Origin of the sequence: Petrotoga sp. 8T1HF07.NaAc.6.1, assembly GCF_016772115.1 — a bacterium.
In the GTDB taxonomy this organism is placed as follows: domain Bacteria; phylum Thermotogota; class Thermotogae; order Petrotogales; family Petrotogaceae; genus Petrotoga; species Petrotoga mobilis.
In genome coordinates, this window is the sequence record NZ_AUPG01000016.1 from 1 (window position 1) to 23469 (window position 23469).

The 23469-nt window shown below is 33.2% G+C and carries 25 protein-coding genes, 1 tRNA gene and 1 CRISPR repeat array; of the genes, 17 read left to right on the top strand and 9 right to left on the bottom strand.

Going from position 1 to position 23469, the window contains the following annotated elements; translation table 11 throughout:
• The first annotated feature begins 41 nt into the window (after nt 1-41).
• Nucleotides 42-675: direct repeats of the CRISPR family, unit length 30 nt; unit sequence GTTTTTATTCCTTAAAGGTAGGATAGATAC.
• A gap of 483 nt (nt 676-1158) precedes the next feature.
• The 7 genes from NAAC61_RS09160 (at nt 1159) to NAAC61_RS09185 (ending at nt 5709) form a co-directional block, all read left to right on the top strand.
• The gene (locus tag NAAC61_RS09160) at nt 1159-2121 is read left to right on the top strand and encodes a 2-hydroxyacid dehydrogenase (RefSeq protein ID WP_202695837.1); all 963 of its coding nucleotides are present in this window, start codon (nt 1159-1161) and stop codon (nt 2119-2121) included.
• Between the two features lie 10 nt (nt 2122-2131).
• Complete coding sequence (locus NAAC61_RS09165; protein WP_202695838.1) at nt 2132-2782, top strand: endonuclease III domain-containing protein; 651 nt, start codon at nt 2132-2134, stop codon at nt 2780-2782.
• Complete coding sequence (gene tsaE, locus NAAC61_RS09170) at nt 2761-3240, top strand: tRNA (adenosine(37)-N6)-threonylcarbamoyltransferase complex ATPase subunit type 1 TsaE (protein WP_202695839.1); 480 nt, start codon at nt 2761-2763, stop codon at nt 3238-3240. The genes NAAC61_RS09165 and tsaE overlap by 22 nt, the downstream gene beginning before the upstream one ends.
• Nucleotides 3241-3244: 4 nt before the next feature.
• Nucleotides 3245-3880, top strand: a complete 636-nt coding sequence (locus NAAC61_RS10835) for a hypothetical protein (protein ID WP_237729862.1) — start codon at nt 3245-3247, stop codon at nt 3878-3880.
• Nucleotides 3877-4242: a hypothetical protein gene (locus tag NAAC61_RS10840; RefSeq protein WP_237729863.1), complete on the top strand. Its 366-nt coding sequence runs from the start codon at nt 3877-3879 to the stop codon at nt 4240-4242. Before NAAC61_RS10835 ends, NAAC61_RS10840 begins: the two co-directional genes overlap by 4 nt.
• Nucleotides 4235-5260: a tRNA preQ1(34) S-adenosylmethionine ribosyltransferase-isomerase QueA gene (gene queA, locus NAAC61_RS09180; RefSeq protein WP_202695840.1), complete on the top strand. Its 1026-nt coding sequence runs from the start codon at nt 4235-4237 to the stop codon at nt 5258-5260. The genes NAAC61_RS10840 and queA overlap by 8 nt, the downstream gene beginning before the upstream one ends.
• Nucleotides 5261-5334: 74 nt before the next feature.
• Entirely contained in the window at nt 5335-5709 is a 375-nt protein-coding gene (locus NAAC61_RS09185) for a flagellar protein FlaG (RefSeq protein WP_202695841.1), read from the top strand.
• Between the two features lie 3 nt (nt 5710-5712).
• Here NAAC61_RS09185 and NAAC61_RS09190 read toward each other — a convergent pair whose 3' ends face one another.
• On the bottom strand, nt 5713-6618 hold the full coding sequence (locus tag NAAC61_RS09190) for a tRNA dihydrouridine synthase (protein WP_202695842.1): 906 nt from the start codon (nt 6616-6618) through the stop codon (nt 5713-5715).
• A 583-nt stretch (nt 6619-7201) separates the two neighbouring features.
• On the opposite strand from NAAC61_RS09190, the gene NAAC61_RS09195 reads away from it, so the two are divergent.
• The 6 genes from NAAC61_RS09195 to NAAC61_RS09220 all read left to right on the top strand — a co-directional run bounded on the left by NAAC61_RS09195 (nt 7202) and on the right by NAAC61_RS09220 (nt 12522).
• Nucleotides 7202-7633, top strand: a complete 432-nt coding sequence (locus NAAC61_RS09195) for a hypothetical protein (RefSeq protein ID WP_202695843.1) — start codon at nt 7202-7204, stop codon at nt 7631-7633.
• Nucleotides 7630-8907, top strand: a complete 1278-nt coding sequence (locus NAAC61_RS09200) for an ABC transporter ATP-binding protein (protein WP_202695844.1) — start codon at nt 7630-7632, stop codon at nt 8905-8907. Before NAAC61_RS09195 ends, NAAC61_RS09200 begins: the two co-directional genes overlap by 4 nt.
• Nucleotides 8908-9204: 297 nt before the next feature.
• Nucleotides 9205-9384, top strand: coding sequence for a hypothetical protein (locus NAAC61_RS09205; protein WP_041534123.1), 180 nt, complete (start codon nt 9205-9207; stop codon nt 9382-9384).
• Between the two features lie 4 nt (nt 9385-9388).
• The gene (locus NAAC61_RS09210) at nt 9389-10303 is read left to right on the top strand and encodes an ABC transporter ATP-binding protein (protein WP_202695845.1); all 915 of its coding nucleotides are present in this window, start codon (nt 9389-9391) and stop codon (nt 10301-10303) included.
• Complete coding sequence (locus tag NAAC61_RS09215; protein WP_012209330.1) at nt 10300-10947, top strand: ABC transporter permease; 648 nt, start codon at nt 10300-10302, stop codon at nt 10945-10947. Before NAAC61_RS09210 ends, NAAC61_RS09215 begins: the two co-directional genes overlap by 4 nt.
• A gap of 303 nt (nt 10948-11250) precedes the next feature.
• Nucleotides 11251-12522, top strand: a complete 1272-nt coding sequence (locus NAAC61_RS09220) for an MFS transporter (RefSeq protein WP_202695846.1) — start codon at nt 11251-11253, stop codon at nt 12520-12522.
• A 41-nt stretch (nt 12523-12563) separates the two neighbouring features.
• On the opposite strand, the gene NAAC61_RS11385 is transcribed toward NAAC61_RS09220, so the two are convergent.
• From NAAC61_RS11385 to NAAC61_RS09255, 7 genes are all read right to left on the bottom strand, one after another.
• Nucleotides 12564-12761, bottom strand: coding sequence for an AAA family ATPase (locus NAAC61_RS11385; RefSeq protein WP_103898898.1), 198 nt, complete (start codon nt 12759-12761; stop codon nt 12564-12566).
• A 121-nt stretch (nt 12762-12882) separates the two neighbouring features.
• Entirely contained in the window at nt 12883-14754 is a 1872-nt protein-coding gene (locus tag NAAC61_RS09230) for an ATP-binding protein (protein WP_103898899.1), read from the bottom strand.
• Between the two features lie 159 nt (nt 14755-14913).
• The gene (locus tag NAAC61_RS09235) at nt 14914-16593 is read right to left on the bottom strand and encodes a UvrD-helicase domain-containing protein (protein ID WP_202695847.1); all 1680 of its coding nucleotides are present in this window, start codon (nt 16591-16593) and stop codon (nt 14914-14916) included.
• Entirely contained in the window at nt 16553-17143 is a 591-nt protein-coding gene (locus tag NAAC61_RS09240) for a hypothetical protein (protein ID WP_202695848.1), read from the bottom strand. Before NAAC61_RS09240 ends, NAAC61_RS09235 begins: the two co-directional genes overlap by 41 nt.
• Nucleotides 17144-17232: 89 nt before the next feature.
• On the bottom strand, nt 17233-17556 hold the full coding sequence (locus NAAC61_RS09245) for a NifB/NifX family molybdenum-iron cluster-binding protein (protein WP_202695849.1): 324 nt from the start codon (nt 17554-17556) through the stop codon (nt 17233-17235).
• An 18-nt stretch (nt 17557-17574) separates the two neighbouring features.
• Nucleotides 17575-18432, bottom strand: coding sequence for a damage-control phosphatase ARMT1 family protein (locus NAAC61_RS09250; RefSeq protein ID WP_202695850.1), 858 nt, complete (start codon nt 18430-18432; stop codon nt 17575-17577).
• A gap of 39 nt (nt 18433-18471) precedes the next feature.
• Nucleotides 18472-19536 carry an ERCC4 domain-containing protein gene (locus NAAC61_RS09255; RefSeq protein WP_202695851.1) on the bottom strand — a complete coding sequence of 355 codons (1065 nt, stop codon included), beginning with the start codon at nt 19534-19536 and terminating at the stop codon, nt 18472-18474.
• 354 nt (nt 19537-19890) lie between these two features.
• On the opposite strand from NAAC61_RS09255, the gene fbp reads away from it, so the two are divergent.
• The 4 genes from fbp to NAAC61_RS09270 all read left to right on the top strand — a co-directional run bounded on the left by fbp (nt 19891) and on the right by NAAC61_RS09270 (nt 22540).
• Entirely contained in the window at nt 19891-21006 is a 1116-nt protein-coding gene (fbp, locus tag NAAC61_RS09260) for a fructose-1,6-bisphosphate aldolase/phosphatase (protein WP_202695852.1), read from the top strand.
• Nucleotides 21007-21178: 172 nt separating this feature from the next.
• Complete coding sequence (locus tag NAAC61_RS11125; RefSeq protein WP_273542596.1) at nt 21179-21811, top strand: MFS transporter; 633 nt, start codon at nt 21179-21181, stop codon at nt 21809-21811.
• A 29-nt stretch (nt 21812-21840) separates the two neighbouring features.
• The gene (locus tag NAAC61_RS11130; RefSeq protein ID WP_337920052.1) at nt 21841-22416 is read left to right on the top strand and encodes an MFS transporter; all 576 of its coding nucleotides are present in this window, start codon (nt 21841-21843) and stop codon (nt 22414-22416) included.
• A 48-nt stretch (nt 22417-22464) separates the two neighbouring features.
• Nucleotides 22465-22540: transfer RNA gene (locus tag NAAC61_RS09270), tRNA-Pro, on the top strand.
• 38 nt (nt 22541-22578) lie between these two features.
• Here NAAC61_RS09270 and NAAC61_RS09275 read toward each other — a convergent pair.
• Nucleotides 22579-23184 carry an isochorismatase family protein gene (locus NAAC61_RS09275; RefSeq protein WP_202695853.1) on the bottom strand — a complete coding sequence of 202 codons (606 nt, stop codon included), beginning with the start codon at nt 23182-23184 and terminating at the stop codon, nt 22579-22581.
• Nucleotides 23185-23469 lie beyond the last annotated feature (285 nt).

Consider the following 23469-nt stretch of genomic DNA (forward strand, 5'->3'; position numbering starts at 1 on the left):
AGATACTTACCAGGACGAAAACAAAAATATAAAATATCAAGGTTTTTATTCCTTAAAGGTAGGATAGATACAAGAGTTTTTTTGAAAAGGAGGTAAAAAAAATGAACACGTTTTTATTCCTTAAAGGTAGGATAGATACACAGACATTGGGTAAAAAAAGGGCATGCAGAACTTCTGTTTTTATTCCTTAAAGGTAGGATAGATACTCGGCTTTCAACGAATATTCATTGGTTCAAAAGAAAGTTTTTATTCCTTAAAGGTAGGATAGATACGATTAGCTTCTGAAATTACTTTTAAATCATCTTGAGTTTTTATTCCTTAGAGGTAGGATAGACACGCATCAATATACTTTGGAGCAGCCATGGTAATTGTTCTAAGTTTTTATTCCTTAGAGGTAGGATAGACACCACAGTGCCCAAAGAATCAGTGATAAGGACTTTAATGTGTTTTTATTCCTTAGAGGTAGGATAGACACCTAACACGTTCGCTCTCTGGAGTATTTTTCTTGACATTGTTTTTATTCCTTAGAGGTAGGATAGACACTTGGAGGTTGTGAAAAATGAAAAGGAGGTTGAGGAAGTTTTTATTCCTTAGAGGTAGGATAGACACAGAAGAAACAAATTTTAGCAAACTTTTTAAAAAATAGTTTTTATTCCTTAGAGGTAGGATAGACACCCATAGGTTCACGATAAAAAGTGTATCATAAAAAATTACATTTGTCAAGCAAAACTTTGAGAAATTGTTAAAAATCGATTCAAAAGCTTATGAAATGAGTCTTGTGACTTTTAACACTTGTCTGTCGATCCCCTGGGTTTTTTACCTTATTGGAGGTCGACAGACGTTTTTTTATAACTTTTTCTGTTTTAGGTTAAATATATGAATATTAGTTTGTTGAAATTTAAACTAAACTTTCTTTTTGTTTAACTTGAGGTTGTACGTCATTTGCGCGGTACATCGTTTGCGTAGCAAACGAGAATATGGAAACAGTTTTTAGAGAATTACGAATAAAACTTTTGCATAAAGCGGCAAAAAGCGTTTTGTACAAAGCAGCAAAATTTATTGCTTGTTTTTTTATTATGATATAATTAAAATGAATATTCGAGAATATTCAAGGGGTAAATTGCGAAAAATACAGAATCCCAATTAGGAGGTTCAAAAATGAAAAAAGTCTCAATAACCTACAAAATCCCTGAAGCAGGTTTAAATTTGTTAAAAGGTAAGTACAATATTTGGGTTAATCCTAAGGATAAGCTACTCACAAAGGAAGAACTGAAAGAAATAGCAAAAGAATCTGACGCATTAATTACGATGTTGGCAGATCCGATTGATAAAGAAGTGTTAGAAGCAGGTAAGGGTAGATTAAAAATTGTTGCCAACTACGCTGTTGGGTACAACAACATCGATATCCAAAAGGCAAAAGAGTTAGGAATATATGTAACTAACACCCCTGATGTATTAACCGAAACCACAGCTGATTTAGCCTGGGCGTTGATGTTAGTTGTTGCCAGACGAATCGTCGAATCTGATGCCTTTACAAGAGAAGGTAAATTTGATGGTTGGAAGCCTGAATTGTTTCTGGGAACAGATATGTACGGTAAAACCTTAGGTATTATAGGATTTGGAAGTATAGGTCAAGCGGTCGCCAGAAGGGCAATAGGGTTCAACATGAAGGTTTATTACTATCAGAGGCATCGGCTTTCCAGCGAAGAAGAAAAGGCTTTGAATGCCACTTATTTACCGTTGGATGAGCTTTTGAGAGTTTCTGATTATGTGAGTTTACATGTGCCTTTGACTGACGATACTTATCATATGTTGAATAGAGAAAAACTATCTTTATTAAAGAAATCCGCCTTTGTTATCAACACGGCAAGAGGTCCTGTGATAGATGAACAAGTGCTATACGAAAAATTAAAGAATAAAGAGATTGCAGGTGCTGCGTTAGACGTGTATGAGAATGAACCTCAATTAACACCTGGATTAAAAGATTTGAATAACGTTGTACTAACACCGCACATTGGATCTGCTTCACACGAAACAAGAAGTCGAATGGCTCAGATGGTAGCAAGAGATATCATACAAGCTTTGGAAGGGGAAACACCTGAACATCTAATATGGAGGTAGAAATTAAATATTGAATAAAGTTTATGAAATATACAAGGATCTTTACGATTATTACGGTCCGCAGCATTGGTGGCCCGCAGATGATTGGTTTGAAGTAACCGTGGGGGCTATTTTAACGCAAAATACTTCTTGGAACAACGTCGAAAAATCTATCGAAAATTTGAAACAACGTGATTTATTAAAACCAGAAAAACTATCTAAAATCGAAGAAGATGATTTAGCTCAATTGATAAGATCTTCAGGTTTTTACAATCTCAAAAGTAAACGTTTGAAAAACTTCTTAGAATGGTTAAAAAAATATAATTATGATATAGATAAGATTAAAAATAAAAGTGTAACCTCTTTAAGGGAAGAATTGTTAAGTATAAAAGGAATAGGAAAAGAAACAGCTGATTCAATACTTTTATACGCCTTTGAAATGCCCGTTTTTGTGATTGACGCTTATACGAAGAGAATGTTTTCACGATTGGGTTTAATATTGTCTAGAGAATACGATGAGTTTCAAGATTTCTTTGAGAAAAACCTGACAAAAGATGTTCAACTTTACAACGAATACCATGCGTTAATAGTTAAGCACTCAAAGGTTTACTGTAAAAAAACGCCTAAATGTTCTGATTGCTTTCTAAAAGAAAAATGTAATTGGGGAGTGAACAACCTATAATATCTTACAACAGACTCAACCTAAAACAAATCCAAAAATTAGGAGAAACTGTTTCTAAATATCTTTTCCCTGGTGCAAAATTATTACTTTTTGGTAATTTAGGAACGGGGAAAACCACGTTGACATCGTATATAGTTAACAGCTTGAGCGAAACCCCAATAAACGTAACAAGCCCTACTTTTTCTCTAGTAAAGGTATATGATACAAATCCAACTATATATCACATTGATTTGTATAGGCTAAGCGATCCACAAGAGATAGAGTATTTGGATGTTTTTTTGGATCCTAAAGGGGTATATATAATTGAATGGGCAGACTTTTTGGATTATTTAACCCCCGAAGAAAGGTTGGAGATTCATATTTCGTACAATGAAGATATTAAGTATAGGGATGTAAAAATCGAAAGCTTTGGTGAAAAGTACGAAGAGATGGAGGCTAATATAGAAAAGGAGAAGTAGTTTTGTGTCAATTCAAAGGATTTTTAACGTTATCTCAGAAAAAGATTACAAAGAACATAGCCAAAAAGCAAGAAAAATAGTTGAAAAGGCTAATAGTATTCTCAGAAAACCTCGAGAACTAAACGAAAGAAAAATGTTTTTGGTTTACAGAGTTTTAGGAAAAGACGCCGAGCTAAAAATACCGAAAAAACATATAAACGATTTTCAATTTCTGATAATGCATATTTTAAAAAAGCCAAAAGAGAATAGATTCGCTGATTTAAAAAGTTATTACAAGTTAAAAGAAGAAACGATCGAGAACCTAAAATTTTTACTTTTTCCTGACAAGTTTCCACCAGGTGGGTATAATGAAAAATTAAAAAAGTACGGAGTGGAGTTCTACAATCCTCAAGTTATATTAAAAAGATTGGATTTTAAGGATTTTATAGACTTATACGCACTAATAACATACATACCTTTAGATGTGAAAACTCCCTTTGTAAAAGACCTCATAGACGAGATTCTTAGCATTGACCCTCTTGATACAAAGATCTCGTTGTACAAAAAAATAAAAGAAATATTTAAGAGTTTAGGTCCTTACGAAAAACAGATGGTGGAACTTCAACTGAAAAATATATCTTACTACCATTATAGCTTATGAGCCAAGGATCGGTTAAAGGCGTTATTATCGATGGTAGCAACGTTGTAAGGTACAACGATCAAGAAAGCATAGTTAGATTGGTTGATTTATTGGATAATCTCTACATAGAAAATATGACGTTTTTCCCTGCAATCATAGTATTCGATAAAAACATTGAGTACGTTTTAAAAAGCGAGGATGACAAGGATATTTTAAAGAAAATGTCAGAAAAAAAGAGGATTTACTTTGAATCACCTGCAGATGAATTGATCGTTCATTTTAGTAATAAACTTGGTTATTACATGATTTCACAGGATAAATTTAATGAATATCGGTTTGATAAAGACAAATTACTGGAACTTCGGAGGTTTGTAGATGAGTGAACAGAGCTTTGACTTAGAGCAATATGACTACGAGTTACCTGAAGAACTTATAGCCCAAGAACCTGTTGAACCAAGAGATAGCTGTAAGCTGATGGTGCTAAATAGAAGAGTAAAAAGTATCGAACACAAAGTTTTTAGGGATATAAAAAATTATTTACGCCCCGGCGATTTGCTTGTTTTAAATAATACCAGGGTTATCCCTGCAAGGTTATACGGTAAAAAGGAAACAGGTGCAAAAGTTGAAGTCTTACTTTTAGAAAAAGATGGAAACGATAAAACATGGAAAGCTTTGGTAAAACCAGGAGGAAAGATAAAAAAAGGCAACAAACTTATCTTTGAAGACAATTTAACCTGCACCGTAGAAGAACATTTAGAAGACGGGTCAAGAATTTTAGAATTTGACGATCCCAACTTTTTTTCAAAATTAGAAAAAATTGGCGAAGTCCCTTTACCGCCTTATATTAAAAAACAGATCGATGATCCAGAAAAATATCAAACTACTTACGCAAAAGAAGATGGTGCCGTGGCTGCGCCAACCGCTGGTTTGCATTTCACCAAAGAACTGATAGAGGAACTCACCGATTACGGTGTTAGATTTGCTGAAGTCACTCTTCATGTGGGTTTAGGAACCTTTAGACCAGTTAGCGAGGTAGATATAAGGAACCACCAAATACATGAAGAGTATTATACCGTATCAAAGAGTGTACTTCGCGATATAGTTAGAGCTAAAGCTGAAGGTAAAAGGGTTATAGCCACAGGTACAACGGTTGTTAGAACGCTCGAATCGATTGCCAGAAATCCTGACAAACTCGCAGGTAAAACAGATCTATATATTTACCCACCATTTGAATTTAAAATAATAGATGCTTTGATCACCAATTTTCATCTTCCCAGATCTTCACTTCTTTTTCTAGTTTCAGCATTTGCTGGTCAAGATTTTATTATGAACTCATATGAAATTGCTAAAGAAAAGAAATATAGGTTCTTTTCGTTTGGTGATGCTATGTTCATAATTTGATTTTTTTAATATTAAAGTTTATTAAATGTTAGACGATAAAAAAGTGACTAAAACTTTGAAGGTTGGGTGATATTATGGGAATATCAAATATTGGGGGAAAAGAAGATCTTTCCATTAACAATCCTATATCTAATAGGCAGCAAATTCAAATGGCGAACGCCAATCTGAGAAATCCTGAAAATTCAAACCAGCCGATCCAAAAAGAAGAGGTTATGCCAGACGAACTCGACAAAGTCACCAAGATAATTGAAGATAGATTAAAAAAGTTATCCAAAATTTTCAAAGGAGAGGCGAAGTTTGAAATAGAAAGGGATTTGGATATTATTGTTGTAAAAATTATAGATAAAGATAGCAAGGAAATTATAAGGCAGATACCACCTGAAGTCTCTGTCAAACTTGCCAAAGCCCTAAACGATGTTCAAGGGATACTACTTGATGAAATAGCCTAATCATTAATGCTTTAATGTTTTATTAATCAGTTCGGCGACATCGTTATAAGATAAAAGTAGATGTAAATTTCTTCTTATTTCCTTTGCGCCTTCAATACCAGAAAAGTATTTCATCAATACTTTTCTGAATTTTTTTACTGCGTAAACCTCTGAACCATAGAATTCAATTGTAAGTTTCAAATGCTCTAAACAAGTATCTATTCTCTCATCTATAGTCGGATTATAATTATTCTTTGTAAATATCCAAGGATTACCGATAGCACCCCGTGCAACTAAAACAAAATCTGCACCATAATTCAACAAATAATCATCTATATCTTTTTTACTAAACACATCTCCGCTAGCCCCTAAAGGGATATTGATCTTCGCTTTTAACTTTTTTAATATTTCTCTATTTGCGATCCCACTATACATTTGTGACCTGGTTCTACCATGAACAATAATATAATCAGAACCTGCATTTTCCAATGTTTGAGCTACTTCTTCTATATTTATTTGATCGTATCCTAATCTTACCTTTACTCCAACAGGCAAATCTATACTCTTTTTTAAATTAAAAACTATGTCCCCTAATAATTTTGGATTTTTCAATAAAGCTGCCCCTGAACCTTTTTTCACTACTTTATTAACTGGGCATGCAGCGTTTATATCTATCCAACTTGCTAAGCCTTGGACAACTTTAGCTGCCTCGACGAATTTTGTTGGGTCGTTGCCAAAAAGTTGTACGCCTATATTATCTTCACCCTTTTGGGGAAGCATTTTTTCAACTTTTTCATTTTCTCTTATTATGGAATCTACTGAAATCATTTCAGTAAAAGTAAACTCGGCCCCAAACCTTCTGCAAATCTCTCTAAAAGGGTAATCTGTATAATCTGCCATCGGAGCTAAACCAATTTGGTTTTCTAACATCTATTTACTCCTCCTGAATCTTATTCCTAATTTATTTTAGCTTTTTTCGTTAAACAACTTTATACACCAATTTTAAATCTCAATACAATTCGTTAAATCAAAAATTTTTAGTAAAAATATAAAAATTATTGAATTTTTTATTTATTTACTTGACAATCTTTATTTTATCTGTTATAATCTTTATGAAAAATTTGAATTATGTTTAAAATAATTAAAGGGGGTTATAAAAATGTTGAGAAAACCACTGAAAAAAATTAAAAAGGTAGAATCTTATCACACGGCTTATGATTTACTATCTGAAGAATTATGGCAGGTTTATCTCGAAAACATAAGGAAATTATGAAAGTAAAGAATATAGATGGATAGTTTAGGACCCTATTTTTCCTTCCTAAGATGGGTGCTGTGGGAGGACGGTAGATAAATTAATTATCTACTCTACCCGATCTTCCTTATGGGTGGGGAGCGGGGTAAAAGGGTGCTAATAAAAATCCTTTTCCTATCGGGTGGGGAGCGGGGGAAGGGCGCTAAAACGAGTTTTAGAATTTCTAAAGAAAAAAACTTATTTATAGGGGGAAGTTAAGGTATGAGTTTGTACACAAGAAGATTGATAAGATATGGTATAAAAAATTATAAAAAGTATATGGTTTTCGTGTTTCTTTTGGGTGTTGCTGCTTTAGCGTTAGCAGCTTTGAGACCTTTTTTCATTCAGTTTTTAATCGACGATATAATATCTTTTCAAAGAATTAATATACTGCCTTTTTTCCTTGTCTTTTTAATCGGTATAGTAGCTTTAGAAAGAGTTTTCAATTATTTTTTCAATACTTATCATCGAAAAGTTAATTTTATTACTATCAAAAACGAGCAGATGAACCTTTATAATAAAATTCAAAACTCAAAATTTGTTGATTATTCTAAGATGGATTCTGGGGATATAATGAGTAGGTTATTGTCTGATATTGATGAAACTTCTTATGCAATGGCCCTTGTATTACCAACCATGTGTTTAACTTTTTGAATTTAATAGTTACTTCTGCTATATTGACTTATCTGAATTGGCAATTATTTTTGATAGTACTTGCTTCTTTACCTTTCTATTGGCTTATTATAAGAAGTTCACAAACAAAATTGCAGAATTATTCAAAAATAGAAAGAAAATCTTTTGGAAAATTAACTTCTTCTATAAAAGAAAAGTTAGATGGTCAATTAATTATTAAAGTATTTGGGAAAACAAAATACTTTTCAAATTCATTTTCCAAGGATGCGGAAAATTGGGCTATACAAGCGACTAAAGCAGGGATATTTCAAATAACCATTTTAAATATAGCCTTTTTTATCAGTTATGTAATTCCTGTGATTATATTAGGATTTGGAGGAGTACTTGTGATAAGAGGGAATATATCTTTGGGAACTTTAATAGCTTTTTATTCTTTTGTGCCATGGATATACGAACCCATAGGAATCATAAATGAAAATTTGGTTCAACTACAACGGGTTGAACCTCTAGCTGAAAGATTCTTTGAAATCCTCGATATGCCTGAAGAGGAAGGTGATGGTATATATCTTTTCCCCGAGGATTACAACATCGAATACAAAAACGTCTCATTCAAATACAGAGACGAGATAGTTTTGAAAAACATAAATCTCTCCATTGGCAAAAACGAAAAGGTAGCGTTGGTAGGAACGAGTGGATCCGGCAAAAGTACTATGGTGAGTCTTCTTGTGAGATTATATGATCCCACAAACGGTAAAATACTATTAGGAAATAAAAACATAAAAGATTACAAATTACAAGAAATCAGAGAAAAGATAAAGTTAGTCAGAGGTAACGAACCCTTATTCAACATGACGGTCAAAGAAAACATAATGCTGGATGATGAATTCACCGAAGAAGAATTCATGAAGGCGGTAAAGAAAGCGAAGGTAGATAAATTCATAGGGCTTTTAGATGAAGGATACGATACTGTAGTGGGAGAAAGGGGAAGTAAGCTATCAGATGGGCAAAGGCAGAGAGTAGCGATAGCAAGAGCATTGATAAGGGGACCAAAAGTATTGATACTGGATGAAGCAACGTCAGGGGTAGATTCACAGACAGAAGAAGAAATATTTGATGAATTGAAAGAGTACGAGATGACTCTGATAATAATATCCCACAGATTATCGACGATAAGAAAAGCAGACAAGGTGATATTATTAAAAGATGGAGAGATAAGAGGAGAAGGAATGCACGAAGAGTTACTAAAAAATTCTCCCATTTACAAAGAAATAATAGAAAGTCAGTTGGTTGTATGAAAGTCTGATTAGCAATTATTTTCAAGAAAAACTAATTTCTGAAAAGACGCCCAACATGGGCGTTTTTAAATTAAAAATTGCTGATAATTTTGATGAACTCTTCTCTCTCTCTTCCTCTTCAAAAACATAAAAAGAAACAACAGAAGGTTTTCTCTGTAATACTTTATCAATGCGTATTTGAAACCATTTAAAAAAATACTTGAAAATCATTTGGAAAAGTGTATTATTAAAATGAGGGATTGGATTATTTGAAATTTTAGTTTTAATTTAAAGAATAATCTAAGGGGGAATATTAACATGTCTAATTTAGTGGCTGTTTTTGTGATTCTCACCATAGGCTACGCTTTACGAACAACATACGAGTTCCGCATTGGAGAAGGCAAAGGTTTTCTAAAATTATTCCTTAAAAATTTTGTAACACCAACATTAGTAATTTTATTTCTTATCATGCTATCTCATCTTTTAGGAGGAAGATAGATTTATGGATACGATAATATTAAAAGATATTCGAAAGGTTTATAAAAACGGGGTAGAAGCTTTGAAAGATATAAATATTTCAATAAAGGCCGGAGAAATTGTAGGATTGATAGGGCCAAACGGCGCAGGAAAAACTACCCTGCTAAATATAATATTAGGACTTTTGAAACCAACTGAAGGGGTTTCAAAAATTTTAGGGGTAGATACTGATAAGATGACCAAGCGCGAAAGAAGAAAGATAGGTTTTATTTTGGAAGGGCCTGGTCTTTATGATGATTTAACGGTTGATGAAAATATAAAGTTCTGGAGTGAATTATATGGGGTTTCTCAAATATATGGTGAAGCATTACTAAATCAATGGGGACTTTACGAAAATAGGGGAAGTATGGTAAAGGAACTTTCCGCAGGTATGAAGCAAAAGTTAGCCATATCAAGAGCTTTTTTGCATGATCCTTCAATTGTTTTAATGGATGAACCAACGTCCAATCTTGATCCTGTAGCCAGGAAAAACATGGTAGAATTTTTAAAAAGCTTACATGATAAAGAAAAAACCCTTTTAATAACCTCTCATGACCTTTTCGATATAGAAAGAATATGTTCAAGGATAATACTTTTGAGAAGAGGGCAAATAGTTGTATCTGGAAATATGGAAGAATTGAAAAAGGCTTTGGGAGTTAGAATGGGTGTAACAATAAAGGTAAGTAGTAAAATTCCCAGGGATATAGTAAATGAAATTTCAAAGGATTCTGAAGTAAATGTAATCGGGGAAAAAGAGTTGATTGTCTCTGGAGATAAAATAAGTCCATCATCAGTAGTTCGATATCTCGTGAATAAAGGAATAGATGTCGAAAGGGTGGAAGAAGAAAAAGTAACGCTTGAGGATATATATACTTACATCGTGAAGGAGGACGAAGAATGATGAGAGCCCTAATTAAAAAAGAGTTACGAATGTTCATAAGGAAACGATTTCAATTATTGCTTTTTTTGACGGTTATTACAATCTTTATAATAGCGTTTAATTTGGAAAATTCAAATAATTTAAACCCTATTCTTATCTCCTCTTTTATGGTTACTTTTTTCGTGCCTTATTCATTTGGTTGGATAAGCTTTCAAAAAGAGAAGGAGAATAAAAACATCTCATACCTTTTGGCATCACCTTTAAATATAAAAGAAATATTCTTGGGGAAAATGTTGGCAGTATTATTGTTCACCCAGGTATTTATGTTATGGGGAGTTATTGTGCAATATATAACAAACATTTTTTTTATGGGAGTAATTCCTAGTTTTGAAATACTTTTGACGGTATTGATAGCCTTTCCGATTTGGTCGGCGGTACTTAGTGGGTTAGTTGGAGTAGGGCTTCTCGTGTTTGATAACCCTTTCATAATTAGAATCCTTCTATTTTTATTCATATTTTTTGTGGGAATAAATGGAAATCTGTGGGAAAAGTTAATTATTTTAGAAAAATGGCAAAATCTTATTTTGATATTTCTGGGATTAATGGCTATGTTAGGAATCATCTACTTCGTAGATATCTTTGGTAAAAGATTGATGGTTGAATAAGAAAAACAGATCCCAGAAAATATGCATATACTTGAGGGAAATTTGGTGTACAAGGTGAGTGCTACAATTTAGCGTGGAAATTTAGTTATACCAGAAAAAGCGAAGAGTAGATTTTTTAAAATTAAAGAAAAAGAATTAGTATGATCAATAACTTGTTTTTTATAATAGAATTCTGGTGGTAATTATTTAACCTCATTGTTTCCTGTGACAGAACAGTCTAACGGCATACTTTTATGGATATTGTTAGGAGTAGGGATATTTTTACGTTTCACATCTATACATATTATACGAGGGGGAAATTCTATGACAAAAGAGCAAAAAAGAAACTTTTGGCTATACGCCACAGGTAGGCTCGTATCTTTAATAGGAACTGGCGTACAAATGATTGCTTTACCGCTTTATATTCTTGATCTTACAGGCTCTGGAACCCTTATGGGTACATTTTCTCTTTTAAGTATGCTGCCAGGCTTGATTTTTTCACCGATAGCAGGGGTTTTGGGAGATCGAATGAATCGAAAGAAAATTATGGTGAATATGGACTATTTACGAGGGATAATTATACTTTTTATGGCATATTCAGCCTATCAAGGTTGGATGAACATCGCCTTTATCTTCACTGCCCAAGTATTTATTTCTATATTAGACAGTATTTTCGGCGGCTCAACCGAGGCAATGTTTCCCGACTTAGTTCCTATTGATTTCCTCACCAAAGCTAATTCGGTAAATTCTTCAATAAATAGTGTTTCTAGAATTATAGGACCAATCCTTGGAGGAATCATATATGGATTTGGGGGAATCAAAGTTGTATTTCTTATAAATGGAATTTCTTTCGTTATTTCTGCTATAAGCGAAATGTTTATTACTTACGTACCACATTTTGAAGGTAAGCAGAAAATATCCTTTAAATCTATGTTTTCAGACATCAAAGAGGGAGTAATTTTTATAAAGGGAAGAAAAGGTTTGAAAGAATTACTTTTGTTTGTAATGATTGTCAATTTTTTATTGGCACCGATTCTTACGATTGTGCTTCCTTATGTATTAAGGCAAGAAATTGGATTTACGAGCGAACAGTATGGAATCACTCAATCTTCTTTTACCGTGGGGATACTAATTGGCAGTATTTTAATTGGTACTATTTTTTCTAAAAATAATCCGAAAAAATCGGTGACACTCGGTTTAACAGTAGAGGCAATTATGTTATTCATCATTTCAGGTTTATTTTTTCCTAATATCGTTACCAAATTCGGAGGTGCATCATGGACTTTATTAATAATTTTGTACATAAACCTTATGCTAATAGGCGTGAGCAATGCTTTTATAAATATACCTATTGATACCAACATGCAAAAAATGACACCAACCAAAGTAAGATCTCGTGTTTTTACGGTTGTGGGGTTGATTGCTCAAGGAGCTGTACCTGTTGGTGCACAAATATATGGTATTCTTTTAGATTTAATGAGGGGATATCAAATTGCACTGTTTGCAAGCATAGTATCAGTTATTGTAATTATCCTCTTTTTAAAAATTGCACCAGAAGAAACGTTCAATCCTAAACCTGTTAATGAAGAAGTATAAAGGTTGAGTCTTGATAAAATCAATTTATCATTTTTAGAACATTAATAAAAATCCGTTGGTTTGATACGATTAGCTAAATAGGTAGGGGATAATGCGAAGTTTAATGCTTCTAATATGTTTGTCTTATTAGTGCCATTATTCCCTATAATCATGTTTAGGTCCGTGAAATTCAGTTCTATTGATTGAATTCCTCGGAAATTTTTAATCTTTAAAGATTTTATTATTGTTGACGTGATTATACTCCCTCACTTGTTTTTCTTTTTTCATCCGTAAGTTCACACAACTCATGCACTGGTCAGTCTATCTCTTGTTCTCAGGTAATAGTACTAGATCTGAGTTTTGGTTACTTAATTTTCATAATTATTCCTTATCAAGTTCATATCTTTCGAGTATCTTTTTTTCCATGTCCTTTATTTTTTCAAACCATCCTTTTACTTCTTCCCAAACACCTAATTGCTCAAATTTATCTTTAGACATAAGCTTTGAACATGATCCACATATTTCTTTTTTGATTGACTTTTCGTCTCTCTGATTTCTTAGTTTGGATTTCACAATACTTGGGATATCTAGTTCACCCCAATTTTCATTTTGTTTTAACTCAATCTTTATCTGAAATTCATTTTCTAAAATTTCCTTATCAACGTAATTTTCTATTTCTCTAAAACTTGTTAATACTCCATAGGAACCGTCATTTCTTTTATTCACCTTTTCTATTTCACTTTTATATTTTTCATCTTCATCTTTATCGTATAGATGGAACTCAAGAGCGTTTGTGTTTTTTAATGCATAATGATTTATCCAGTCTCTAAGATTAGAACCATTCATTGGAATTATTGCAATAGAATCAGATTTTATTTTTGCTTTTAGATCAATTATCTTTTTTAATTCGTCGATATTTTGGTTTATATTTAATAAAAATTTTTCATCATTAGTTCCTTCAACACAAATAACAATTTTACTTATATTAGGCAATAAACCCATAGTCTTAATTATCTCATCTGAGATTTTTTCGTCGAAATTTTGCACTTTTGCTTGTCCATCTTCTTGTTTCACAAATCTTATATCATCTGTTTCACAAAGACGTATCAAAGCTGGGCTATGCGTAGTTAATAAAATTTGATATCTTTCTTTTTTTGATAGTTCTTTAAGAGTGTTGATTAATTTTATTTGCAAATCGGGGTGCAAAGCAGTTTCTGGCTCTTCTATTGCATAGATAATATGAATCTTATTGTTTTCTGTTTCGTTCTTTTCAACTTCAGCAAGGAAAGAGCTTAATAAAACAAGCCTTCTAAAACCACTTCCTCTTTTGTTTAAAGGAATATCATTATCAGTATAAAAACCTAATCCCTTATATACATCTTTCCATTTAAGTGAATTTACGTCTGGTATTTTTGGTTTAATAGAAGCTGATTCGGTAGAAAGTTCTTTGAATTTATTAATCGTTTTTTCTGCTATATTCTCTATTTCTTCTTTTATTTGTTTTTCTATATTGCTAAGTATTTTTAGTACCTCTTCACTTTTAAAGATTTCCTCAATTTTTAGTTTTAATGGATCTTGAATCTCATCATCTTGATCAACATTTTTTCTATCAGAGTGAAATAATCCGAAAACTGGCAAATAATTTTTTAGCTTATTCCATATATTTTTTAACCCTTCTTGGTCAATAGAGATTTCAAGTATTTCAAATTTTAATTTTCCGTCTTGTTTTCGATAATACTCTCTTATCGCTTTTCTGAGATCAGCTGAGCTCCTTTTATCATCAACTTTTATATTATGTGTTTCTACAAAATCTTTCAGGTCATTATGCTTTTTATTCATTAAACTTTTCAAGAATTCATTATTTGTAGGATGATTACATTTAATAACTGTCCCTTTTAATTTTCCATTCATAAAAGTTTTCCATACTTCTAATTCATAATTATCATTTAGTAAATATTCATCTTTAAGATTTGTAGCGATGGTCTCGTCAATAATTATCTGTTCTGGAAAATTATTAAATACTATACCAATTTTAAAGGAATCAACTGAATCTCTTCTCGCTAGAATATTTAGATCATCCGGTGATACTTTTACTACTCCTTTGCCATCATTTAAAAAAATATCGATTGCTTCTAAAATGCTAGACTTTCCTACATCATTTTTCCCAATAAAAACATTAAAATCATTTAAAAGAATTTCAACCTTATCATAATAGGCTCTAAAATTTTCTAAGATAACTTTAGATATATTCATATTTTCCCCCCTCCCATTTTTCCTTATTTTTATCTCATCTTTTGTCAAACCATAAAAATTATAAACTAACTAGTCAAATGCATTAGGTATTTATTATCTTGCGAGTTCTATCTTATGTTTCTATTCTTTGGCTTAGTTTTATTATAGTATTCATAACATTTATCTCCCTTTGTGAGAATGAGATTTGTTATTTCTTTTCGAAAGTGCAAAAGAAGAATTTAGATTGTTGAGATAGTTCTTAAATCTCTGCTTTCCCTGTAAGGATTTTTTTAAATGGTCCCTTTTTCTGTAACTGAAATATTCTACATGATTGTCTGGTAGTTGTTCGAGGAAAGCATGAGCCTGATGAGCGCCACCCGATTTCAAAGCGGTAATGATATGCAAGCTTTTTCTTGCCCTCGTCATTGCAACATAAAAAGCATTTTTTGTTACCCATTTCATATTCACATCATCAAAACCAATAATAATGACGTGATCTGCTGAAAGTCCTTTGCTTGAAACAATTGTCATTAGTTCCACAGCTCCCATTCGCTTTACTTCAATTTCTTCCAACTCTGCTTCTTCTTCCTCTTCGTGTTCCAAGCCGACCACTTCCTTCTGATTTATAGCTTCTCGTTCCATTTCGTCTTGAAGTTTTGCTCTGCCCGTAATTGTGATAATATTAGCTATCCCTTCCAATTTCTCGATAATAGAGCTTTCGGCGTCTAAAATGGCCTTGATGTTGTTAGCCTTTTCCATGGCATTTATAATTTCTTGTTCGTCCAAATTCCTTAAATTTTGCCCGCTCTGCATAGCATACTCAAGAAACTCATGTACACGTGTTTTTGAAATATTCTCATGGCGAAGCACCTTGCGAAATGTAAAATTATTTTGAGGGTTGTTTGCAAGTGAATAATAACTTAGTATTTTATAATAATCCGTCGAGAATGATCTTGCCTCTGACTGATATTCCGCAACGATTCTTTTTACAGTCTCTTTTGCGTTACCGTAAAATTTGATTTTCCCCGCTGGCGTTAGAACTAACAAGAAAGCATCTTTTGCCTCTCCGTTCTCTAATTGTCTTTTCCGCTCATCAATTTCGGCCTTATAGTCGGTAACAAATTTTTCAATGTAATCTACAGCTGTAGATGAAGAAGCACAGGCTATAATTTGCACCTTTGGATCATTACTGTTATTTGTAAGCGGCAAATATATTTTTTCTATACAATTTTCTTCTTTGTTTTGCTGAATGAAATGGTCTGCTGTTTTGGTTATATGAAAACTACACCTGTTACAGAATGGCAACATTCCTTTGGCATAATCTGTGTTCTTGTATAGATTACGAATCAACGTTGCTTTACCTGATTTCAATTTTTCATAGAGAACTTGCTCATCATCTCCCACAATAAGCAAACCTTTAGAATTATTTGTTAATTGATTAATAAAAGCTCCCTCTGAAAGGTTGAAGTCCTGATACTCGTCAATAATGAAGTAATTATTTTCGTTCAAAGTAAAATTTTCACTCAAGGCTTTCGTGGCACGCAAAATTAAATCTGCGAAACCCGCCGCATTGTAAAACTGGCAAAGTTTAAAATAGATTTCTTTAAGTACTGTCCAATCTTTAGATTGTTCAAAATTATCATCATGTAATTGTGTTTCAAACTTTTTCCAATTATATTCCGTCTGATCTCTGTCTTGGAAAAAAGCAAGTACATCGCTCCAAACGATTTCTTTCCAAGATTGTCCAATAATTCGAAAATGTGGCTTAAACGGCCATTCTTTTGTTCCGTGGTTTTTTTCAACAATACTGCGGGCGAATTTATGTAAGGTGGACACCATAATGGTCTTTTTTTTGTTCATCGCTTAATTTTTCATCTCTTTCAATGTCGTTTTGTAAATCTACCACTAGTTTCCTCACAAAACTTGTTACAACGACTTTAGCATTCAGCTCTTTATGGTACCAATTATCAATTTTCTGTAGAAATAAGTGGCTCTTGCCGGTGCCAGGACCAGAGACAATTAAAAATTTAGCAGCATCGTGCTGCGCGATTTCGGAAGCATTATTATTGCGGTATTCCAGCCGCCCAGCATCATCCAAGGCATCAAGCTCTGCGCGCATTGTTCGCAATTCAGGCACTTCAAAGGGCAAGCCGTTTTCATTGATAAGAAATCTTATATACATAATTAAGATCCTTCCACAATTTTTTATCTCTTCCTTTGTCAAACCATAAAGTTTATCAACCATCTGGTCAATTTTAGTTTCTAAAAATGAAATATCAGTTTCAGGATTTTTTGATTTTAATTCAAGAATTTTATTAATAATTTCAATAAATATTTTTTGCTCGATTTCAAACATGTTTTTTAACGGTAATGACAGTAGAGACTCTTCGTCAATTTGGTTTATTGTCATAAGAAACTTTAAGATACCTCATGAATTAGGTTTGTATATTTGAAAAACGTTGAAGATGTCTCCATCAAAGCAAAGAGTATTAAATTTTTTTAGTTGTGGTTTAATGCTTTCACAATCTCTTTTTCGGCTTCTTGTATTGAGTCAGAGTTAATTATAAGGGGAGTATATCCTAAATTCATGATTACTTCTTTGGACTTTTTCCCCATGGACTTTGCTACCCAAACATTGCAATCCGAAAGGATTTTCATTATATCTTCAACTTCTGAATGTTTGTGCTGAGTAAAGTTATCGTTTATTCTTTCCTCAATAAAATTCAGCATGCCATCCTCTAATTCGTATATTCTATATTTTTCAGACATTCCAAAATGTGCTTTGTTTACACTGTTTCCTTTTATGCCTAATGCTATCTTCATAGTATCTCTCCTTATATTTTAGTAATATTTGAATACAAAATCACCTGTTTTTAGACCACCGTTGAGCCTCTTTGCAATAACATGACATTTGATTTTTAACAAATAGAAAATAGGTCTACTTTCATCCAATAATCCTTCTAAATTTCCTTGACCTTTACTGATTATAATATCTGCATTTGAAAATATTTGTAGGAACTCTTTACTTGAGTTTTTTAATACTATTCCAGGGGTATCGCATCCACTTGAAATTAAAGAACAGTATCTATCAATTCCTATATTCTTTGCTTCTTTCATGGTGACATCGTTTAAAATAGGCTTGTCTCTGACCGCATAAGTAAGATTCACTTTATACTTCAATAATTCTTGAATGAGTAATTTATCAAAAACAGCTTCACCCGCATTATCAGCTATAATTAGTATACTGTTGGCATTAGATAATTGTTCTTTAAAAAAGGGGTAATCACTATGTGAAAACCCGTTTTCAATTGCTCTTTTGACGTTATCCTCTATATCAACGTTTAAGCTAACCCCCGCATCTATAGAGTTTCCAACTGCTGACATTATCAAAGCTGATAATAATGGATCTTCTGAACTTTTAACTAACTTTTCTATAGTTGGATAGTATTGTTGAGCAGCTTTTATATTTTTTTCTTTGAATTCTAAATATATATCGTCTTTTTCTGTTTTTTGTTTTATATAATTTTGAATTCTAGTAACTATTTGAGGAGCAGAGTCATCATCGGTGATATCTGGGATCATTCGAGCATATTCATTCAAAATATCTTTAATAATTTTTCTGTTCTCACCGACTGCCATTCTACTTGCCTCGAGAACTTGTCTATATATACATGGAATACAATCATACTCAATTTTCAAGTAATAAAACCTCCAACATTTTATTTTTTCTTAGTTAATCTAAGTTTTTTTCCACACACTTTTTTTGCCTTTGCCAAAATTTTCTATATAACCTTCTTCTCTGAGATCGCTCAACACTTTTCTGATCTTAGTATCAGAAGTTAATGGGAATTTTTTCCTAAGTTCATTTATAGTGAAAGTATCCTCAGTAGCTTCAAGTATTTCTCTTCTTATATCGTAGTACATACCCCCTGTAAAATCTTTTTTAGTTTCATATTTAGATGCCACTTCTGAAACAATAGTTGGGATGTTATCCTTTTCATGTGACATGACCGCTTGAAAGAACCGTAAAGTCCATTCATTTGCCAATTTTCTGTTTCCAGCAAATATTATTTGAAACCCAGGATGATAAGCAAAAATCTCAGCTAAAACTTTAGACAAATAGGATGGTGTGTACACCTTCAGCTTACATGGATTCAAAAAATCGGAGTAATTTGCTTCAACAACGAAAGAAGAATGTTTGTATTTAGCTAATTCACCAAGCTTCATGTGTAGAAGAGGCAAATTCCCAATGTCTCCAATAAAATTGGTAAAGGTTTTTCTTTCAGCAACCGCTATTATGCCGCTTTCACTTAGCAAGGCATAATCGCCGGCTTTGAGCTGCGCTCTTTCAACGTTACAATTGGCAAATTTCCATGGATATCTTTCATTTATGTCGATCAATATATGAAGATGATGATTCCCTTTTGCTGTTAATTTAACTTTAGGGCGATGTTCTTTTAGTCCTTGTTCCGTTCTCCAAAATATCTGTTCGTATTCTCCTTCTTTATTCTTATACTTCTTTTTTAAAAAGAGAAAGTCGCATCTTTTGTTTTGTGCTCTGTCAAGAACTACCGACAACCTTTTCCCATAACGATTTAACGATATAATCGGAACCCTTTCAATCTCTTGGTAATTGCTCGATGGTTCTTCCATGTCTCTCATGCAAAAGATATGTTTACCAGCACCTGGCCATTTGTCCTGGACAAATAGTGATAATATTATTTTTTCTTCTTTTCTAATAGTTACCCTGTAAGGAAATCTGTATTTTTCCGTTGATTCAAGAACCCATAAAAAAGAACCCATCTTGCATTCACCTTTCTTACAAAATAGAAAATATTTCACATTTCTTTCTATGTCTAATTTTATAATATTTTTTAGTTTTTACAAAATTGATTTTCAAGTTTTTGAAATTTGTTGGACTTTTATTACAAAACTGATTTCTATGAAATTTTTTTCATACTGCCCAAGATCGTCTCTAAAAAGTTATAATCGGCTATAAACAGGAATAATCGTCTTTGACTAAACAATTTTATTCACATATAATTAACTTGCAAGTTGGGAAAATATAGTTGGGGGTGCAGAGTATTGGAGAATTACATATAAAGTTTTAGAGTTTCTAAATATCATTAATAAATTACTGGTGGAGGTGATATCAAGATGGAAAAAGTTTCTGTAAGTTTAATAAAAGCAGATGTTGGAGGAATTCCAGGTCATTCAACTGTACATCCCAAACTTAAAGAAAAGGCCTCTGAGTGTTTGGCGGAGGCAAAAGAAAAAGGATTGTTGGTAGATTACAGAGTTTTACACGTAGGCGATGATTTACAACTACTTATGAGTCATCGTAAGGGGATTGATTCTGAAGAAATTCATAAACTTGCTTGGGAAACGTTTGAAGCAGCAACGAAGATTGCTAAAGAGTTAAAGTTACACGGTGCCGGTCAAGATCTGCTATCAGACGCTTTCAGCGGAAATATTAAAGGAATGGGGCCAGGCATAGCAGAAATGGAATTTACAGAACGTGGGTCTGAAACTTTAGTTGCATTTATGATGGATAAAACAGAACCAGGTTCTTTTAACTTTCCCATTTACAAGATTTTTGCGGATCCATTCAATACCGCAGGATTGATTATAGACCCTTTGCTAATTGATGGATTTGTATTTGAAGTATGGAATATAAAAGAAAGAAAAAGAATTTTTCTCAAATGTCCAGAAGATTTGTATCTTTTATTATCTTTGATAGGTGCAAAAAGCAAATATGTTATAAAAAGTGTTTTCCCCAAAGATTCTAGCCCTCTACCTAAAGATGAACCCGTTGCAGTAGTAAGCACAGAAAAGCTGTTTTTTATCGCTGAAAAATATGTGGGAAAGGACGATCCAGTTGCATTAGTAAGAGCGCAATCAGGCTTACCGGCTTTGGGAGAGGTCTTAGAACCCTTTAGCGTACCTTATTTAGTCAGCGGCTGGATGCGTGGTTCACATAATGGTCCTTTAATGCCCGTTTCTTTCAAAGATGCTCAATGTACACGATTTGATGGGCCACCTCGTGTAATTGCAGCTGGCTTCCAGATAAGTCACGGTAATTTTATCGGTCCCATAGATTTGTTTGATGATCCTGCTTTTGACCTCTCTCGGAAAAAAGCTTTGGAATTAGCAGATTACCTAAGGGTGCAAGGTCCCTTCGAACCACACAGGCTTCCACCTGAAGAGATGGAATATACTACCCTTCCAGGAGTATTAAAAAAGCTTGAAACAAGATTTGAAGAATTGGAATAATATCTACTCTTAATAAGTAACTCCCGAAGTAGCATGCGGGAGTTACTTTTTTATTTAAATTACGGCATTACTTTAAAAACTTTAATAAAATACTTGATTTTTTTGAAGTTGTATATTATAATCTTTGTAGAATATTTATTATTATATTCAAAATCTTAAAGGGGGAGATAAAATGTCAAAATCAACCGGTGGGTTACAACTTTTAATAAAAAACCGTGATTTTCTACTTCTGTTCTTCGGTAGGCTAGTATCCAGTGTCGGATCTGCTATTTTTATTATAGCCATTCTTTGGTCGGCTGCAGCTGAGATAGGCGGGGTAGGTGCAGTTAGTACTGTTTTAAGTACTATAGCTGTTACGAATATTATTTTTTCTCCTTTTGCAGGTGTTTGGGCAGATAGATGGAAAAAGAAAAATATTCTTGTGATAACAGATTTAATAAGTGGTGGAATCCTTATTTTACTTGGTATTTTCTTTGGAACATATTTCTATCAAATTTGGGTATTGATAATAACCATTTTTGGATTACAGATCTGTGGTACTTTATTTGGTCCTGCTTTGTTGTCGTTAATTCCGATTATGGTAAACGATGATGAGCTTTCTCAAGCTAACGCCATGATTTCAATGACAGATAGACTTTCTCAACTTATTGGGATGGCTATTGGTGGTGTGATTGTGTCTTTAGTGGGAATAAAATGGGCAATTTTAATCGATGGGTTGACTTTTATTTTTTCGGCAGTTTCTGAAATGTTCATTAAAGTAGAAGAAAAGGGCAGAAAAAAAGGGAAGCTGAAAAAAATGGGCTAATTTTTTCCGATATAAAAGAAGGTTTCAAAGTGATATGGACCGATGTTCAGCTTAAAGGGTTAATAACCTTAGAGACTTTAGATGATTTTTTTGGAACCACTATATTCGTTTTCCTACCCGTATTGGCTAGTGAGATACTGAAAGTAGGTCCTGGTGAGTATGGAATTATGCAAACAATGTTGGGCGCAGGCTCTTTTATAACCGCCCTTGTTCTATCATCTGTTAAAGAGATAAAAATGAAGTACGTAGCACTAATGCTATCCTCCGTTTTGGCGGGAGTATTCCTGGCTTCTCTTGGTATAGTAAACAGTTATATATACGTGTTGGTTGCCTTGTTGATGTTGGGTGTTATGACTGAAATAGGAAATATCAATGAAAATCTTTTGATTCAAAGGATTACCCCTGAAAACACAAGGGGAAGGGTTTTTGCCTTGCGATCAACGATAGATAATTCGCTGAGACCTTTTTCTTATGCTTTTGCGGGGATAATGGCAGTATTTTTTTCATTAAAAAGTTTGTTCTTTGTCTTCGGAATAATTACTAGCATACTTGGAATATTTTACCTATTGATACCTTATCGATTGAAAAAAGGGAATGTTTCCTAAAAATTTGACGTTCATTCGAAAATATGATATAATTTTTCTGGAGTAAACCGGAGCGTAGCGCAGCTGGTAGCGCGTCAGCATGGGGTGTTGAAGGTCGCTGGTTCAAATCCAGTCGCTCCGACCAAAAAATACGGGGTTGTTGTTCCCCGTATTTTTTTAGATCTAGATTATTCTACCAAATTTTTCTTCTACGATTTCTTTAATATCCTTTTTGTTAACAGCTTTTATATATTGGCTTATTGGGAATACCTTATATCCTCGTTTTAACGCATCTTCTATCGTTGCTATGACGCATACGTCTCCTGCTAAGCCTAAAACTATTAAATTTTCTATCTTATGCTTTCTCAAAAGTTTGTCTAATTCTGATTCAATTCTTCTTTCAATGTCTTTGTAAAATGCTGAATAGCTATCCCCATCTACTTCTTCGCCTTTTTTTATAATGAAATCGTAAGTATTTATAAGTAGTTGGTTCCCATAAGTACCTTTTATACAGTGAGGGGGCCATTTTTCAAAAGAGATGTGATTTTCAGGATGATCATCCATACTGGCAAAAATCTTAAAATCCTTCTCTTTGATTAAAGTCAAAAATTCGTTTACCTGATCTATCCACTCTTCATTTGTTCCAGCTACTGGAAGTTCATTAGGACATCTTTCGGTAAATCCGTTTTGACAATCAACACACAATATCGCGGTATTTGAAGGAGTTAATTTTAATGTGTTTACTATATAATTGGTAAACTCGTAAGGTGTTTTGTTGTTTTCAGCCATTTGTGATCCTCCTTTGAAAGTTTGTTATAAAGCTCCCCTTCGCCCCGCTGCCCGCCCTATAAGGATAAAAGAGTCTAACCCCATTTGCCCCATGCAGCCCGCCCATTTAAGGAAGGGACCTGCGGTCCCTTGGACCCGGGCGTTAAGGGGCAAGCCCCTTAAAAACCCCAAAACCTAATTTTGTTTAATAAAAGTTTTTTGCACAAGACTGCAAAAGGGCAAGCCCCTTAAAAACCCCAAATTCGCGTAACATCATTTGCTTCGCAAATGAGAATATGGAAATTG

What these genes read in the sequence shown, in the direction of transcription:
- queA (WP_202695840.1), top strand. Translation starts at nt 4,235, where the DNA reads ATGAGTGAACAGAGCTTTGACTTAGAGCAATATGACTACGAGTTACCT.
- fbp (WP_202695852.1), top strand. Translation starts at nt 19,891, where the DNA reads ATGGAAAAAGTTTCTGTAAGTTTAATAAAAGCAGATGTTGGAGGAATT.
- NAAC61_RS09275 (WP_202695853.1), bottom strand. Translation starts at nt 23,184, where the DNA reads ATGGCTGAAAACAACAAAACACCTTACGAGTTTACCAATTATATAGTA.
- NAAC61_RS09205 (WP_041534123.1), top strand. Translation starts at nt 9,205, where the DNA reads ATGTCTAATTTAGTGGCTGTTTTTGTGATTCTCACCATAGGCTACGCT.
- NAAC61_RS09230 (WP_103898899.1), bottom strand. Translation starts at nt 14,754, where the DNA reads ATGAATATATCTAAAGTTATCTTAGAAAATTTTAGAGCCTATTATGAT.
- NAAC61_RS11125 (WP_273542596.1), top strand. Translation starts at nt 21,179, where the DNA reads ATGTCAAAATCAACCGGTGGGTTACAACTTTTAATAAAAAACCGTGAT.
- NAAC61_RS09255 (WP_202695851.1), bottom strand. Translation starts at nt 19,536, where the DNA reads ATGGGTTCTTTTTTATGGGTTCTTGAATCAACGGAAAAATACAGATTT.
- NAAC61_RS09240 (WP_202695848.1), bottom strand. Translation starts at nt 17,143, where the DNA reads ATGACAATAAACCAAATTGACGAAGAGTCTCTACTGTCATTACCGTTA.
- NAAC61_RS09210 (WP_202695845.1), top strand. Translation starts at nt 9,389, where the DNA reads ATGGATACGATAATATTAAAAGATATTCGAAAGGTTTATAAAAACGGG.
- NAAC61_RS09195 (WP_202695843.1), top strand. Translation starts at nt 7,202, where the DNA reads ATGAGTTTGTACACAAGAAGATTGATAAGATATGGTATAAAAAATTAT.
- NAAC61_RS09245 (WP_202695849.1), bottom strand. Translation starts at nt 17,556, where the DNA reads ATGAAGATAGCATTAGGCATAAAAGGAAACAGTGTAAACAAAGCACAT.
- NAAC61_RS09185 (WP_202695841.1), top strand. Translation starts at nt 5,335, where the DNA reads ATGGGAATATCAAATATTGGGGGAAAAGAAGATCTTTCCATTAACAAT.
- NAAC61_RS09220 (WP_202695846.1), top strand. Translation starts at nt 11,251, where the DNA reads ATGACAAAAGAGCAAAAAAGAAACTTTTGGCTATACGCCACAGGTAGG.
- NAAC61_RS09215 (WP_012209330.1), top strand. Translation starts at nt 10,300, where the DNA reads ATGATGAGAGCCCTAATTAAAAAAGAGTTACGAATGTTCATAAGGAAA.
- NAAC61_RS09235 (WP_202695847.1), bottom strand. Translation starts at nt 16,593, where the DNA reads ATGAACAAAAAAAAGACCATTATGGTGTCCACCTTACATAAATTCGCC.
- NAAC61_RS10840 (WP_237729863.1), top strand. Translation starts at nt 3,877, where the DNA reads ATGAGCCAAGGATCGGTTAAAGGCGTTATTATCGATGGTAGCAACGTT.
- NAAC61_RS09160 (WP_202695837.1), top strand. Translation starts at nt 1,159, where the DNA reads ATGAAAAAAGTCTCAATAACCTACAAAATCCCTGAAGCAGGTTTAAAT.
- NAAC61_RS09190 (WP_202695842.1), bottom strand. Translation starts at nt 6,618, where the DNA reads ATGTTAGAAAACCAAATTGGTTTAGCTCCGATGGCAGATTATACAGAT.